The sequence below is a fragment of the Arthrobacter sp. LAPM80 genome (genome assembly GCF_046736435.1).
Lineage (GTDB): Bacteria > Actinomycetota > Actinomycetes > Actinomycetales > Micrococcaceae > Specibacter.
This window is the reverse complement of the sequence record NZ_JBCHVD010000023.1, coordinates 35,818-50,334: the sequence shown is the minus strand read 5'-3', so window position 1 is coordinate 50,334 and position 14,517 is coordinate 35,818. Positions and strand designations below refer to the sequence as shown.

The 14,517-nt window shown below is 56.5% G+C and carries 14 protein-coding genes and 1 tRNA gene; 5 read left to right on the top strand and 10 right to left on the bottom strand.

Annotated features, from left to right (window positions below):
- A partial coding sequence (locus AAGW05_RS16800; protein ID WP_411805706.1) for a type ISP restriction/modification enzyme occupies positions 1–1,236 on the top strand: 1,236 nt, incomplete at its 5' end.
- A 4-nt stretch (positions 1,237–1,240) separates the two neighbouring features.
- Here AAGW05_RS16800 and AAGW05_RS16795 read toward each other — a convergent pair.
- Complete coding sequence (locus AAGW05_RS16795; protein WP_411805708.1) at positions 1,241–1,498, bottom strand: HNH endonuclease; 258 nt, start codon at positions 1,496–1,498, stop codon at positions 1,241–1,243.
- A 255-nt stretch (positions 1,499–1,753) separates the two neighbouring features.
- On the opposite strand from AAGW05_RS16795, the gene AAGW05_RS16790 reads away from it, so the two are divergent.
- Complete coding sequence (locus AAGW05_RS16790; RefSeq protein WP_411805705.1) at positions 1,754–2,095, top strand: hypothetical protein; 342 nt, start codon at positions 1,754–1,756, stop codon at positions 2,093–2,095.
- A 369-nt stretch (positions 2,096–2,464) separates the two neighbouring features.
- Here AAGW05_RS16790 and AAGW05_RS16785 read toward each other — a convergent pair whose 3' ends face one another.
- A complete protein-coding gene (locus AAGW05_RS16785; protein ID WP_411805704.1) occupies positions 2,465–2,950 on the bottom strand; it encodes a recombinase family protein in 486 nt (161 codons plus the stop codon).
- Positions 2,951–3,502: 552 nt separating this feature from the next.
- Between AAGW05_RS16785 and AAGW05_RS16780 the strand changes: the two genes are divergently transcribed.
- Positions 3,503–4,213 (top strand): DUF4145 domain-containing protein, encoded by a 711-nt coding sequence (locus tag AAGW05_RS16780; protein WP_411805703.1) that lies wholly within the window; start codon positions 3,503–3,505, stop codon positions 4,211–4,213.
- Between the two features lie 271 nt (positions 4,214–4,484).
- On the opposite strand, the gene AAGW05_RS16775 is transcribed toward AAGW05_RS16780, so the two are convergent.
- From AAGW05_RS16775 to AAGW05_RS16760, 4 genes are all read right to left on the bottom strand, one after another.
- The gene (locus AAGW05_RS16775; protein ID WP_411805702.1) at positions 4,485–5,279 is read right to left on the bottom strand and encodes a hypothetical protein; all 795 of its coding nucleotides are present in this window, start codon (positions 5,277–5,279) and stop codon (positions 4,485–4,487) included.
- Between the two features lie 951 nt (positions 5,280–6,230).
- Positions 6,231–6,767 (bottom strand): hypothetical protein, encoded by a 537-nt coding sequence (locus AAGW05_RS16770; RefSeq protein WP_411805701.1) that lies wholly within the window; start codon positions 6,765–6,767, stop codon positions 6,231–6,233.
- A complete protein-coding gene (locus tag AAGW05_RS16765) occupies positions 6,764–7,054 on the bottom strand; it encodes a hypothetical protein (protein WP_411805700.1) in 291 nt (96 codons plus the stop codon). The genes AAGW05_RS16770 and AAGW05_RS16765 overlap by 4 nt, the downstream gene beginning before the upstream one ends.
- Entirely contained in the window at positions 7,051–7,323 is a 273-nt protein-coding gene (locus AAGW05_RS16760) for a helix-turn-helix domain-containing protein (protein WP_411805699.1), read from the bottom strand. The genes AAGW05_RS16765 and AAGW05_RS16760 overlap by 4 nt, the downstream gene beginning before the upstream one ends.
- Positions 7,324–7,654: 331 nt before the next feature.
- Between AAGW05_RS16760 and AAGW05_RS16755 the strand changes: the two genes are divergently transcribed.
- Positions 7,655–8,845 carry a tyrosine-type recombinase/integrase gene (locus tag AAGW05_RS16755; RefSeq protein WP_411805698.1) on the top strand — a complete coding sequence of 397 codons (1,191 nt, stop codon included), beginning with the start codon at positions 7,655–7,657 and terminating at the stop codon, positions 8,843–8,845.
- A gap of 95 nt (positions 8,846–8,940) precedes the next feature.
- Positions 8,941–9,013: transfer RNA gene (locus AAGW05_RS16750), tRNA-Arg, on the top strand.
- A 530-nt stretch (positions 9,014–9,543) separates the two neighbouring features.
- Here AAGW05_RS16750 and AAGW05_RS16745 read toward each other — a convergent pair.
- The 4 genes from AAGW05_RS16745 to AAGW05_RS16730 all read right to left on the bottom strand — a co-directional run bounded on the left by AAGW05_RS16745 (position 9,544) and on the right by AAGW05_RS16730 (position 14,514).
- The gene (locus AAGW05_RS16745; protein ID WP_411805697.1) at positions 9,544–10,461 is read right to left on the bottom strand and encodes a carbohydrate ABC transporter permease; all 918 of its coding nucleotides are present in this window, start codon (positions 10,459–10,461) and stop codon (positions 9,544–9,546) included.
- A complete protein-coding gene (locus AAGW05_RS16740; RefSeq protein WP_411805696.1) occupies positions 10,458–11,327 on the bottom strand; it encodes a carbohydrate ABC transporter permease in 870 nt (289 codons plus the stop codon). The genes AAGW05_RS16745 and AAGW05_RS16740 overlap by 4 nt, the downstream gene beginning before the upstream one ends.
- Positions 11,328–11,417: 90 nt before the next feature.
- A complete protein-coding gene (locus AAGW05_RS16735) occupies positions 11,418–12,758 on the bottom strand; it encodes an extracellular solute-binding protein (protein ID WP_411805707.1) in 1,341 nt (446 codons plus the stop codon).
- Positions 12,759–13,857: 1,099 nt separating this feature from the next.
- The gene (locus AAGW05_RS16730) at positions 13,858–14,514 is read right to left on the bottom strand and encodes a TetR/AcrR family transcriptional regulator (RefSeq protein WP_411805695.1); all 657 of its coding nucleotides are present in this window, start codon (positions 14,512–14,514) and stop codon (positions 13,858–13,860) included.
- Positions 14,515–14,517 lie beyond the last annotated feature (3 nt).

Genomic DNA, 14,517 nt, shown 5'->3' with positions numbered 1-14,517 from the left:
CTAATTGCCGTCAAAGACGGATCAAAGCCAGAACATGAATTAGCCGAGGTACTCCATTCGGAGATGATAGGTAGTCGGCGATCAAAATTTGATCTCCTGGAGTCTGATAATATCCACTGGGAAAAGCTGACACTCGACGAGCGGTTCGTGTACTTTAAGCCCACAGGAATCGATGAAAAATCAGATTACAAGTCCGGAATATCCGTAACGGATATTTTTAATGTGAACAGCGTCGGAATTGCTGCCGGCAGAGATTCCCTGGCAATAGCTCGAACGAAAGAGGAGCTAATTTCTAGACTACGAGTTTTTACTCAATTGGACGAAGAAGGTGCCCGCAAGAAATTTAATCTCCGCAAAGACGCAAGAGACTGGCAGGTCAAGGCTGCACAGGCGGACGTTGGAAACGTCGATCCGAAAAAGGTAATTCCGATCACCTACAGACCTTTTGACCCGCGCTGGACTTATTACACCGGCGTATCTAAGGGATTCCACTGCTACCCTCGGCAAGCCGTAAGTGAACAATTTCGCGAACACGACAATCTAGCCCTTTGCTTTACTCGACGAATCGAACAAGATCGACCGTTTGCAGACGTCCTAGTCTCCGAAAACGTTATACAATTTCACTCGTTGAGCATCAAGGAAAGTAACTACATAGCACCGCTCTACGTCTGGGACGCAGCGAATGTGCGCCATCCGAACTTTAGGCCTCAGGCCTTGCGGATAATGTCGAATAAACTGTCTACGACACCGGAGCCTAGAGATCTACTCGCTTACATTTACGGCGTCTTAAGTGACCCCCAATATCGAAGTGAGAATGACGCTTCACTGCGCCTCGATTATCCTAGGGTTCCAATACCTGAGAATGATCGTTTCTTTGAAAATTATAAAGTATTTGGCAATTCCCTAATCGAGCTTCACACGATGACCTCCTCGCGATTGGACGCGATAGAAACAACCTATCCAATCGCCGGAAGTAATCACGTCGAAAAATATGAATATCGAGACGGACAGGTGTGGATCAACGAGAATCAGTATTTTGGTAATGTACCTCAAGTGGCGTGGGACTATGTTGTTGGAAGCTACGCGCCCGCATTGAAGTGGCTAAAAGACCGCAAGGGAACTGACCTTTCGCGAGCGGAGCTTGTCCACTACCAAAAATTGATCAGAGCGGCGCATCTTTCAGTCGAGGAATCCGAAGGATTCCAGAGTCCGTTCTTAGCCGAGGAAACACCGTAGGTGGCTACGGTTTGACCGTAGTCCGAAACCGTCCCGAGTCCGTTCTTGAACGCTTTCGAACACCGGTCTTGCTCGGACTGCCTTGACGAAATCGCCATTCTTCGAGGGTGCTAGCGTGCTTGGAGGCATTACAATCGGAGCAAGCTGGCGCGACATTCTCGAGACGATGGGGGCCTCCACGTGACAGCGGAACGATGTGGTCCATCTGTAGGTGATCGAATTTACCGTCACAGTAAACACACGTTGATCCAAGTCGTGCCACGACTTCCAACCACTGTTCAAGACTAAATTCCTCGTATCCTGGATTGTTGAACTTCCTGGCACGGCGAACATTCTGGTTAAAGCTTTTTCGAGTCTTTTTTATCGCATGGTTCTTCGCCGCATTGAATCGACTCACACACTTCACCGAACAATAGACCGCGTTTCTTCGACGACGTGAAATGTCGGCACCACATTCTAGACATGTGCGTGGGCCAAGATCAGCGGCTCTTTTGCGCGCTCTGAACTCTCGCAGGTAATGTCTATTGCAATAACCAGCTTTGAACGTCAAGTCATCCAAGTTTGTGACAGTACACCCTGCGGCAGCGCAAGTCTTTCGTTTCTGATTGTATTCGGCTGCCCGTTTTTCGCGATCAATCCGCTGGTCTTCTTTTTGCTCGATTCTTCGTTTCAGTATTTCGTCACAGTGACGCTTGCACCACATTCTTTTGTTGCATTTTTGGGAGCAATAGATTTGGACGGTGCGTCCTTGTTTGAATTTGCACCCACAGTTCATACAATTGATGAATATGGGAGTCATTTCTACAATCGCTGCACGAGCTTCAGCACGTCGACGCTCCCCATTTCTGTCCCAATATGAGTTTGCTCGGCATTGATTTGAGCAATAGATCGCGTCCGACCGGCGTTCACGAGGGATAGGATTTCCACAACGCTGGCATTCTCGGGTCATCTCTCAGATAATACTCCCCACAATGTCCCGCCACGAGTATGCCGGCACAAGTCCAGAGCCTGCCTATTTGTGGCGCATCATGGGAACCGGACCTTTGACGAGTGGTCCGTAGCCGTCCGCCCAGCAATTCTAGGATCGTTGCGAACCCGATCAAAGATGCCCTGTCGCCTCAGCTCGATTGGTTGCCTCATTGACGATAAGTTGTTGTGACCGTTGACAAACCATCGAGTTCAAGTGCCGGTAGAAAAATCCGACTCTTGCTCCTACGCCTGGTCAAGATCACTGAATCGCCGGTTTAGCGTTCCTCTGGGACATTCCAAGATCTTCGACTACTTGCGGTGTAGACATACCGGCATCGACAAGTTGCCTGGCGCTACGGATCTTACTGTCAGCGAACACTTCCCGGCGTCCGCCCAAGTCCCCATCGATGGCCCGGCGTTTGGTCACGCGGTCGTTTATACGTTCCCGTTTGATATCGAGTTCCATCTGCGCCAGCGCTGTCATGACGGTGAACATCATGGCCCCCATGGGTGTTGAGGTGTCCACATCACCGCCACCCGAGTTTGGCACCCGGAGGTTGCCGCCCTTGGCATTGAGTTCATCCGCAAGGGTGAGCACGTTCTGCGTGGACGGCCCGAGGTGGTCAAGGGTGGTGAATACGAGAGCGTCACAGGGGTGCAGCGCATTGAGTGCCTCGCCTAACGCGGGGCGGCTGGCTATGCGGCCGCTTAGGCCGTTGTCAATGTACGGATCATTGCGTCGCACGCCACCGGAAACAGGGTCTAGTTCCAGCCGGTTAGTGCCTTGGGCTTTAGGCCTGACTCGGGCCTATCGGATGAGCTTCGACATTGCTTCTCCTGAAAGTGTCTCGCAAGGGTGTTTGGTTACATTCAATCGGACATTCATTGCGAGACATTCGGCTTGCCGCGCTTCTGCAGGCTGAAAGTGTCTCGCCTGCCCGTCTTCAGGTCTCTGAACATAGATCGCCGGTCGCTCATCCAGTTCCTTGTTTTCTAGACGTCTTTACTAGCTGACTTGCCGTGGATGGTGTTGCGAGATAATTGACCCTACAACAGTTGCCTCGCCTATCATCCAAGATCCTCTACATCTCGGGTTTCTCTGTCTGGAAACTGGTCAAATTTACTAGGTGGCGTCTCCTCTACTAAATAGCCATATCAGGAGTTCTGGTCTTGCATCTCATGGATCGTAAGAGAAATAAGGAGACAAACGATCTCATGCGAGAATCAACAAATGACATATACATACAGAGAACCGAAAGCCGACTCTGAAAGCTTCAACTGTCCAAGGTGCCATGCCTTGGCCGCACAGACTTGGCACGCTCTCATTCGCACAGGAGGAAGAGACGCACGGAATGCAGGACCTTCCACGCAGGTCAAGGACAAGACGCGCTACATCCCTAGCAAAATCACAGGGAATCTTGAGCCCGATACACCTCTATGGACAGTTAGTGTGTGCTTCGCTTGTAAGCAAACTTCTCTCTGGATTGGCAAGCAGCTATCATTCCCGGTACTCAAAGAGCCTGGCGAAATGTTTCCCAATGCGAACCACTCACCGCTCGATCAGATGCCCGTGGATGCAGCCGAACTTTTTAGCGAAGCAGTTGCTGTGCTGCCTCACTCTAAACGAGCATCGGCTGCTCTATGTCGTGCATCATTGGAACGGCTCCTTAAGCACCTTGATCCCGAATGCCCAACCAAGGCGAGACTTGATGACCGGATAGTGCGAATGGAAACAAGGGTTTCAACATCGACAATCGAAATTCTCAATGTACTTCGCCATGTGGGAAACACTGCACTCCACGGAGAACAAGATGGCGATCAATCTGCGGTCATCTATCTAGAGGACACTGATGGTGTTATCGCTGAGACCTTCTTCATGGCTATCAACCTGCTCGTTGATGAGCTAGTCATCAAACCTGCAAGAAGCGCTGAGCTTTACAACGCCCTCCCGCCGGGGGTTCGAGAATCATATGAGGCAAAAGCGCAGCGTGCCACCAGTGGGGGGTAGACCCTGACGCGCTGCCCCGCTCCCCGCTATGTCTTAGCACCCTTTGTTGCGTACGGGTTCAGAAGTTTTTCCCGCAGTGCTGGGCGCCCCGCGCCCCATGGCTGGTGCGGATCCGCGAGCGCCTGGGCAAGCTCAGGTCATGAGGCAAAATATCCCGGGCAGGTTTGGGAAAGTGGCAGGGCCACCAACGACGAAAAGCCCCGGCGGCAATCCGTTGAGGGATCACACGCCGGGGCATGGGGTGCTATGTGAGGGGCTGCCGCCCCGCGTCTTAGCGGGTGTACTGGAGGGTGCCGGGGCGGTAACTGGCAGGGGCGGACGTGTCGGGACGGTGAGACCAGCCCTCGCGTTCACGCCGGGCAAATTCTTGTTGTTCCCGGTACTTGGTTTGGATTCGGGCTGATGCAGCGGCCCGGGTCGATTCGTCCCGGTCATGCTCACGGTTGGTGAGGATGCTCACTGCCTCCTCGGTGATGCGTTCCATGGTGCGCTGAACATCCAAGCCGGCACTGTAGACGACGCCGTCCACCTCGAAACTGTCAGCACCACGGCCAACACTGATGAGTGAGGACGGCTCGCCGTCCGGGAACCTGTAACGTTCCGGGCTGTCCGCCGTCGTGTCGGGCAGGCCCTCACTGATCACGGCCCGGGCCTCAGCTTCGGCTTGCAGCTCGGGCCGGAGTGCTTCCAGCTGGTCGGCGATACCGGCGGCGAGTGCGGCCACAAACTCTGTGTCCTGCTCCCGGGACCGGATGGCCCCGGCCCGTATCATGGCCACCGTCTCGGCGGTGCGGGCCAGCCGGACGCCATGTTCGATGCTGGGCAACGCGTCATTGTAGGCGCCGGCAAGTAGGGCCAGCCGCTCCGCGCTGGCCTTGGTGTCGATGATCTCCTCAGCACTGACGGAGGCGTCACCGGAACGGAGCCGGGCGTCAAGGCTGGCGGCAGCGCGTGTAGCTGTGACGGCATCCATGGCGGCTTGACGGGCCTTGGCAATGGCTGCGGTGTGGTTGTCGATGGCGGTCTGGACTGCTGCGGTTGCTGCGGTAATCGTGCTGGTGATCATTGGGGTTGTCCTCCTGTGGACTGGTTGGGTATCCGGAACGGCAGTGCCGGGGGTTGGTGCTGATGGTTGGTGAAAGTGTTTACGCTGCGGTGACGGCGAGCGCGGGGCGCTGCTCTCGCAAGGTGCCAGCGGTAATGAATGCCGCCCCGGCGTCTTGCGGGTGTAGTTGCTCGAACGCACTCTCAGGCGGTGCTAGAAAGAAGGGTGCTAGGTCCCGCCCGTTCTTGTTCAGCCATTCCCTCCACAGCTGCCGGGGCACTGATCGCCACTCCCCTACTTCGTTGCGGGGGAAACTTAGGGTGATCGGCAGGCAGTCCGCGCACGGCGGGAAGACTTGGCGGAAACCCTGCTGCATTCCCCAGGCAATGCGGGCAGCACAACCGTTGCACAGTCCGGCTCGGAGGTAGAACGACTTTGCGGCGTCCCAACTGTGGGCTTGCCTCATAGTTTCTGGTTTGGTGGCGCTCATCTGTTCCTGTCCCCGCCACAGTAGGCGGTTGGTTGAGTGGTGTTTTTGGGTGTAAGAAATCGAGGGAGATGCCACGGCCATTGATGGTAAAGGCGTCTCCGTGCTGTGACTTGATGAGGTGGGCGGCGGCAGCCGACCCATGGGTGAGCTTCCCGGCCTGACGGCCTACAGCTCACTCTGCCTAGGCGATCGAGACGCCTACGGGGTTTGACTGCCATGGCCAAAGACTTTCAAACCGTCCAGACAGGGCGGCGGCAGCCGACCCATAGGTGAGCTTCCCGGCCTGACGGCCTACAGCTCACTATGCCTAGGCAATTAGAGAGTAAACACGGCATCGTGGCGACATGGCACGGCCACCGGCTGGCGCCGTGGCCAGACTGGTGCAGTGTCGCAGTGATGCCAGCGTTAAGCAATGGGGCATTGCTGCGCTCGCCTCTTATACAGTGTGCGGTGCAGTACGGTGCCCGGCGTGTCGCCTGTGTTTACGGGGTTTTTCCCGGTAATCGGGGATCGTCTCCGCCACGGCCCAGGGCAGCGCTTGCGAGCACATCTGTGCTGACATGTTCCGCGCCGGATGCTTCGGCCCACGTCAAGGTGTGGAGGGGCCGAACGCGTGGCAATGGCGGGGTCATGTCTCCGCCGGGAATCGTGAGGCGGTGCAGCATGGGCCGGTTGAATTGTGAGGTGGAGACCATGAGGGACGCCGCACGTCCCTGCTTCCAGTGTGCGGACACGCTGGCAACCCTGCTTAGGCCGAGTGCTTCGGCCACCGCTTCACGCGTCAGCCTGACGTTGCCACTGTTGTCGGCTACGTCTAGCAAGATCAGTAGGCTACGGACGGTAGCGATGGGCAGGACTGACAAGCTTAGGGCTTGCATCCATGCTTCACGAGTCCATGCGGGAATATCTGCGGTACGTGACCATGCAGCGAGCGCGGAGGCGCGCACCTTGGCCACGTAGTAGGCCGTCCCAGTGTGTTGGATCGCGGCGGGTGTCGCCCGCAATAGGACGGCGCTCATGCCAGCACGCCAGCGTGTAGCCGGATGGGGTAGCCGGGTGTCTGATTCCAAGCGTCTTGACGTTGGCCGATGTGGCGGGCTGCGATGAGTTCGGCCACGGCGTCCAGGGTTTCGCCACGGAGCAAGCCGGAGGCTTGCCATACCTTGCGCCAGTTCGTGACGGCTACGGGGCGGTACCCGGTGATGGTGTCGGCCATGACGGCGGCGACGGCTAGAGCGTTGGTCGTGAGTGCGGGATCGTTGGCGGTCTGGTGGAGGAACGCGGCGGCGTGTTCGCTGCGGCTCATCGGCGCACCTGCTGTTGCCGCGCCCAGTTGTCCAGGTCGCTTAGCCGGTACTTGACCGAGCCAAAGAATTTGGAATAGGTGGGACCGTCGTGGAGGTGCTGGGCCAGGGTCTTGGCCGACAGGCCGAGGTATGCGGCGGCGTCGTTGCGGGACAGCCAAATGTTGCCGGTGATGTCGCGCGCTGTGGCAACGTCAACGGGCAGGGGTGCCGTTGCAGGTGTTGGGGTGTTGATGGTGGTTCCTTTCGGTTGATGGCGGTACAGGTGCAAGACGGTGGGTACTGCTCACTCATCTGACTTTCTCTGTACTGCTAACCGAACGGAACGGCGGGGATTCCCGGCGGAGGCGATGCGCTAGAGGCAAGGCTTCTATGTTCGTGGCGTGTTTCTCGTGTAGCTCTCGCAAGCTGCCATGTCATAGCAACTTGCGAGCTGCTAAATATACACATGATTCTCCGGTTGGCCAAATCACCACCGGGCGAGCCGGGCAGATCCCGCGCTGTTGCATTCCGCTTGCCAGCGTCCATGCCTACCCGCCCAATCGCGTGCGCATCAGCGAGCTGCCGACTTGTCCGTAAAAGACTCCTGCTAACCTATTGGAATGACAGTCTACGACTCACGTAAAGAACGCCTCACCGCTGGCATTGGAACGAAAGAGAAACCATGGGTTGCCGACTTCCGCGTCCCTGGGGGCAAGCGTAAGCGTCGCCCGTTCCGACTCAAGAAGGAGGCGGAGGCGTGGGAGACGGAGGAGCGGGGCAAGATCAACGCGGGTACATACATTGATCCACGTCGTGCTGAGAGCGTAACCGTGGGCGAGCTGTACGGGTTGTGGATGACGCAGCTCAAGGAGTCGGGCGCTCGCGGCAACAAGCCAATTGCTCCGTCAACTGCAAACAACTATGAGAAGAATTGGCTCAAGCATATCGCTCCACAGTGGGAGCATACGCCGGTGGCTGGCGTGCATCACCGCGACGTGGGTAAGTGGATAGCCACCATGCCGGTGGGCACCTCTGCACAGTCTGGCAATAACACGCGCCGCCGCGTGGCTCTCATGTTTGGGCGGCTGATGAACCACGCCGTCTATCTGGAATTGGTGCCGCGTAACCCTGCTAAGGATGCCGCGGGGGGTGCCAAGTACGTGCCGGCCGAAAAGGTAGAGAAGCAACACGTGTACTTAACCATGCCGGAGCTGCAAGCTTTCGCTAAGCGGTGCGGTGATTGGGAGGACATGATTATGCTGGCAGGCACTACGGGGCTGCGCTGGGGTGAGGTCACAGCGCTACGGCACACAGACATTGTGGCCACAACTAGGCAGGTGCGGCGCGACAGCGCCGCTAAGCGCGCGGCTAAGGGTGAGTTCAAGGAGGTCACCACATATTCCATTGATGTAGTGCGCGCATGGACGTCCGATGGTTCACGATTGATCGAGTCCACAACTAAGAATGGTGAACGTCGCACTGTCCCGGTACTGGGCAAGGTTGCTGCAATGGTGCTGGCTAAGCGTCCTAGCGATGGGTTGTTGTTCCGCGCTCGGAATGACAGCGTGCTGCATCATTCCAACTTTGCACGGTTGCTGCGTAAGGCTGGCTCTGACTTGCCCACTCCCCCAACCTTCCACGATTTGAGGCACACAGCCGTGAGCCTGATTCTGGCCCAGACTCACAATGTGAAGCTGGCTCAGCGGATCGCCGGACATAAGGATGCCACCATGACGCTGAACACTTATGCGGAGTTGTTCGCGGATGACCTTCACTCGGCTTCGAATGCGCTCAATAATTCGATACAGTAGTCAACGGGTTTAGTGTCCATGCGAGTGGACAGTAACGGTCGATCATGGCTTCAAGTTTTAGACTTGGACAGTAATCGGACAGTAAACAACCCAACGCCTCGGTAGCTCAGCGGATAGAGCAGGAGCCTTCTAATCTCTTGGCCGCCGGTTCGAGTCCGGCCCGGGGCACAACATGGCCCTGACCTGCGGTTATGCACCGCAGATTAGAGGCAGACGAAGCACGCTTCCCCTTCACTCCCCCTTTTTCGTCAGATTCTTCTCTCGCCTGGACTCCCCCTTTTCAGCAGCCCGGGCTCCCCCTTTTCCAAGACACGGACTAAAAAGTCGCGAGACTACAAGGCTTTCACCCATCCTTGTACCGTCGCTCCGTGGCCGGGGACGATGAAGCCTACGATCGTCCCGGTGACGGGAGACTGTCACGCCGGGATCTGTGGGAGCCGGAGGGTGAAATCCCCTCCGGCCACCCGACCCTGACGGACGCGGGAGCCAGCGCCCGGACTGAATTAACAGGGATGACGCCCCCAAACGCCATAAAATCATCGATTCGTAGATTCCTTAGCCGTACCAAAAACATGGTGCCCAGACCCCAGGCGATAAAGCGCCGGTTCAACGCACGCAGTGTCGAAAGTCGAATTCCGTGTATAAACCAGCATGAACCGTCGTGCACGGGTTACTTCTTTGCAACCTATGATTACCATTCAGCCCTTGACTCCGCCGGCCAACGTGAACGAACCACCGATACCACGGGAAACTAGCAAATACAGTCCCAGAACCGGCGCGGAATAGAGAATGGAAAACGCCGCAAGCTGACCATATTCGATGACACCGTTGAGCCCAAAGAACGAATAAATGCTGACCGAGAGCGGTTGGTTGCTCGCGGAAAGCAACAAAATGAATGGGGTGAAAAAATTACCCCACGCATCGATGAAGGTGAAGATAAACACGACAGCAAGCCCTGGGCGCATGAGGGGAACAACGACAGACCGCAGCGCGCGCAACCGCGACGCTCCGTCCATCCAGGCCGCCTCTTCCAGCTCAATGGGCACTGAGTCCATAAAGTTCTTTGTCATCCAGATGGCAACAGGCAAGGCCGTGGCCGACAGAAACACTGTCGTCGCCGGCAATGAGTCAAGCAGGTTCAGCTGCACGAACATCCCATAGACGGGTACCATGATAGCCGTGATCGGTAAGCAGGTTCCGAAAAGTACTCCGAGCATGAAACCATCGCCAAAACGAAGTCGGTAGCGTGACAGCGGATAGGCGGCCAGTACCGCACAAACCAGTGCGATCACCGCCACTCCGGTGGACAGAAGAACACTGTTCCAGAGGGGCAGGATGAATGTGTCGAAGTTGAAGACAGCGGCAAAATTATCGAATGTGATGCGCGCCGGCAGGTTCGTGCTGATCGACGCTTGGGGATCCAAGGATGAGAAGATTAGCCATAACAGCGGCACGAAAAAGCACACGGCGATGACCAGCACGACGACGTTGGCTGCGATTGTTCCGAACGCGATGGGTCTACGCCGTTCAACCGTCACTGCACGCAACGAGGCCGTGCGTTTACGGGCGCCTTTGTAACTAGCGCCGGCCCTGGAGGGATCACGTTTGCCAGTCATGATGACAGACGTCCCGGACGAAGAGTCCGTACGTAGATCACCGCAAACGCCGCTCCGACGAGCAACATCACAGCCGCGATGGCCGTGCCGTATCCGATGTCGCCAAATTTGAACGCTTGTTGGTAGGCGAGCACCGGCAACGTCGTGGACGCATTCAACGGGCCACCTGCAGTGACGACCCAAATCAGTGTGAACACTGCCAGTGTCTGCAGCGTAATGAGCATCGTGTTAGTGCCAACGGTCCCTCGAATGATCGGTAACACCACCCGGAAATACCGTTGTCGGGCGTTCGCGCCGTCGATCATGGCGGCTTCGGTCAAATCGGTCGACACGCCCCCCAACGCTGCTTGGTAGACCATCATGGAAAACGCCGTGCCCCGCCACGTATTGCCCAGTATGATCGCCAACATTGGGACATTGAACAACCAGTCGACGCCCCGGATGCCCACCATGGCCAGGATCTGGTTGAATGTGCCGTCCTTGTTGAAGTACGCATACGTGACAAAAGCAGCCACAAGTTCTGGCAGTATCCAGGTCAGCACCACAATCGTGCGGGTAACGGCTGCGACACCTTTGGACGCCTTCAACAGCAACACCGCAATCACCATGCCCAGAACGTTCTGCCCGATGATCGCGGAAGTAACAACAAACACGATCGTCAACCACAACGCCAGCGGAAATGCGGGGTCTGCGGCCAGCCGAAAGTAGTTATCCAGCCCGACGAAATCCACGCTCTGCGCGTGGGGGCCGGTGAGAGCCATATTGGTGAATGATCCGTAGAACGCCCAAAAAATCGGTCCAACGAAAAACAATGCCAACAGACAAATCGCCGGCAGGAGCGGAATAGACCGCCACCATACGGGCATTCGCCGACGCCCGGAGCCGGTGCTACCCGGCCCCCTCCCCGAGCGCTGCCGCGGCGTTGGCACCGCAGCGCCCCTGAACGTCGCCATCACTCACTGCCCGGTGGTGGTCTTGTCTTTTCCGACGAGGGCGATCACAGCCTTGTCATACGCGTCGGCCGCGGCTTGTGGTGTCTCCCCTTTGAGTACGACCGCCTCTGTAGCCTTCTGGAACTCGATTGACACCTTCGGGTAGTCAACATTCGAGGGCCGGAAGTGCGTGTATTGCACCGACTTCGAAATTGCTTCCACGAACGGGTTGGCTGCGAGGTATGTCGGGTCACTGGCAACATCTGCCCGAACCGCGATTTGTGAGTTCTGTACGACGTAACTCAACGAATTAGTTTTATTGAGGGCCATTGCGAGGAAATCGAACGCCAACTGCGGGTTCTTCGTTTTTGCGCCGACGGCGAGCGTCCAACCGCCCGACACGCTGACGAATTTGGCGCCCCCGCCGTCCTGGGTAGGCCAGAGTGCCACACCGAGGTCCTTGTCGTAATCCGGCCACGCATAGGTGCCTCCCTTTTGCCAGAACGATGGGAGGTAGGACCCTTCAACGGTGCCCGCAATTTTGCCCTGTGGGAAGTCCTTGCCGAGGATGACCTGCCAAACATTCGGGTCCAATGCGGCTTCCGGAGTCGTGGCGTAGCCATCCTTGTACAACTTTTGAATGAATGTCAGGGTATCGACCATCCCCTGGGACCCGATCACCCACTTACCACTTTTGCTGTCGTAGAACTTGTCGCTCGTTCCGTAAAGAAGTGGAAGGATCGTTGAGGTTGCGGCACCCTCACCCATGCCTTGCCCAATGTACATGTTGAATGGAATGACGCCGGGTGATGTGGCCTTGACCTTTGCAGCCATGTCAAGAACGTCTTGCCAGCTTGTTGGCTGCCACGGCTCCGAAACGCCGGCCTTCTTCAAGAGTGGCTTGCTGTACCAAATGACCCGCGTGTCGACCCCGAGCGGAACAGCGTAGGTACCATCGGCACCCGCACCAGCAGCCTTCGCGGCGTCGCTGAATTGTGACCAGTCCTTCCATTCGGCCAAATACTTGTCGAGCTTGAGTAAATAGCCTGCGCTGGCATCAGCCTGAATGTTATAACTATCTTCGTAGAACACATCCGGTGCCGTGTCAGCCGAACGCTGAGACAATTGCACCTTGGTCTTGTAACCGTCATCGTTGGCCTTGATCGGCTCCAGCTTCACGGTGACACCCGGATGTGCCTTCTCAAATTCAGGTTTGACCTTCGTGAACAGGTCATTCATCGCAGTGAAAGCGTCCGTGCTCTCGTACGCTATCTTGAGCGTCTTCGTCTCGTTCGAAGCGTTGCTCGTGCAACCGGTCGTCGCGATCAATGTTCCTGCTATGAGCAAAGAAACCACAACTGCCATTTTATGTCGCATGGAAGCCCCCCTAATGCTGATCACCTGCGCCGATGTCGGATCAAGCCCTGCTCTGGCAGATTCGCCTTAGCCAACGGATGCACCCAAGACTACATCGATTTGACTAATTGCAATAGGAATAGTAAAACGCGGACTTGACTCGGAGAGTAGCTACCCCTCTGATCGGTCAACAGAAAAACGGCTTCACAATCCAGAGTGAAGTCTCAGTCTGAATCCGCCGGGCGGTCTCCGAGTGTAAAATCGTCAACTTGGACGGCGAACCTCGACGCGATTGCGCGTCGCACACTTGAGCCACTTGGCAGAGATTTTGAACCCGTTCCCAGATAGTGCAACTGGCTCACGACGAAGCACTCCCCTTTTACTCACCCTTTTCAACCAAAAACAACCACCATCCACGGCATCTCATCATCTCTTGAATCGCCCAAAAGTCCCTAAAACTCAATGTTTACGAGGGTCAATGACACACCCTGATACTCAGATGGTGAGATTCTCTTGGCCGCCGGTTCGAGTCCGGCCCGGGGCACAAAAGGGCCTCTGACCTGCGGTTATGCACCGCAAGTCAGAGGCAAAAGAAGCCAACTCCCCTTCTGCTCCCCCAATTCGGTAAAATTTGTTTCCGATTCGGCTTCCCTCTTTCAACACCTCGAACTCCCCCGCCCTCTTGACGCCACGAAACGCAACACCGACCCTGTTCGAGATGATGACATTCCCTTTCAGGCGCTCAGAGCTGAGAATGTCAAACGATCCCAGGGCTACGACGCAACTGTCCGTCCGCGGAGTTTGCAGGTACCGAACGCAGTCTGCAACGCCCAACACTTGACTTGGATCCCTGCCGCTAGGATCGCAAGATCCCGTTCAACGGCAACTCATTGCAGGTTGTTAGCGTTGACGCATCATCTTCAAAGCCTTGGAAGTAGTCAACCAATTGATTTAGGCTGTGCGAACGAGTCGGGCCTGCCCGACCCGCCAGCCTTTTGACTGGTGTTCGGCGCGGTGCAAAAACAAACAAGCGCAATTGATGACGCACGAGTCCTGAACCGTCGGGCCCGGCATCCTTCCAATGCTTACTCACACTACAACAGAACCACTAGGCCCTATCGTCCAGCCCCAGCCCTTCGCGGACGTGACGTACGAGGTAGTCCTGTGCCTGATCGACACTGATTCGGCCTTTCCGTGAGTAGCACTGGATCGCCAGGCCGTCCACAATTGAGCTAGTGGAAACGGCAAAGGCCTGTGGGTCTGCACATACGAACTCGCCCTCCTCAACACCGGCATGGATGATGGTTGTAAGCGCTCCACACCAGGCGTCGTAGTGGGCCCGCATCCATTCGCCGTAGGAGTCCTCACGGGCTGCAGCGGACCAGAAATCGAGCCAGATCATCCAGTGTCGGCGGGTGTCCGCATCGGATCTGAACAAGCCCTGAAGGAAGACCAACAGCTTGGTCGTCTTATTCTCGGCGCTGTTGACCGCCGCCTCTTGCAGCGGCTGGTAAAACTCCATTGTCTCTGCCTTGACGACTTCCCAGAGGACCTCCTCAAGGCTGCGGAAGTGGTAGGTGATGGTACCCGGTGAAACACCACAGGCTTTTGAAATATCGCGAATCTGGACGTTGAACAGGCCCTTGTCCGCAATCAGGTCGCGCGCCGATTCGATCACGAGCTTTCGCCGGACCTCAGTAGGATGCCGCTGGCGTTCGTTTGCCGCTTTGGCTCGGGGCCTCACGGCTTCCTTTGACTCCGTCACGGA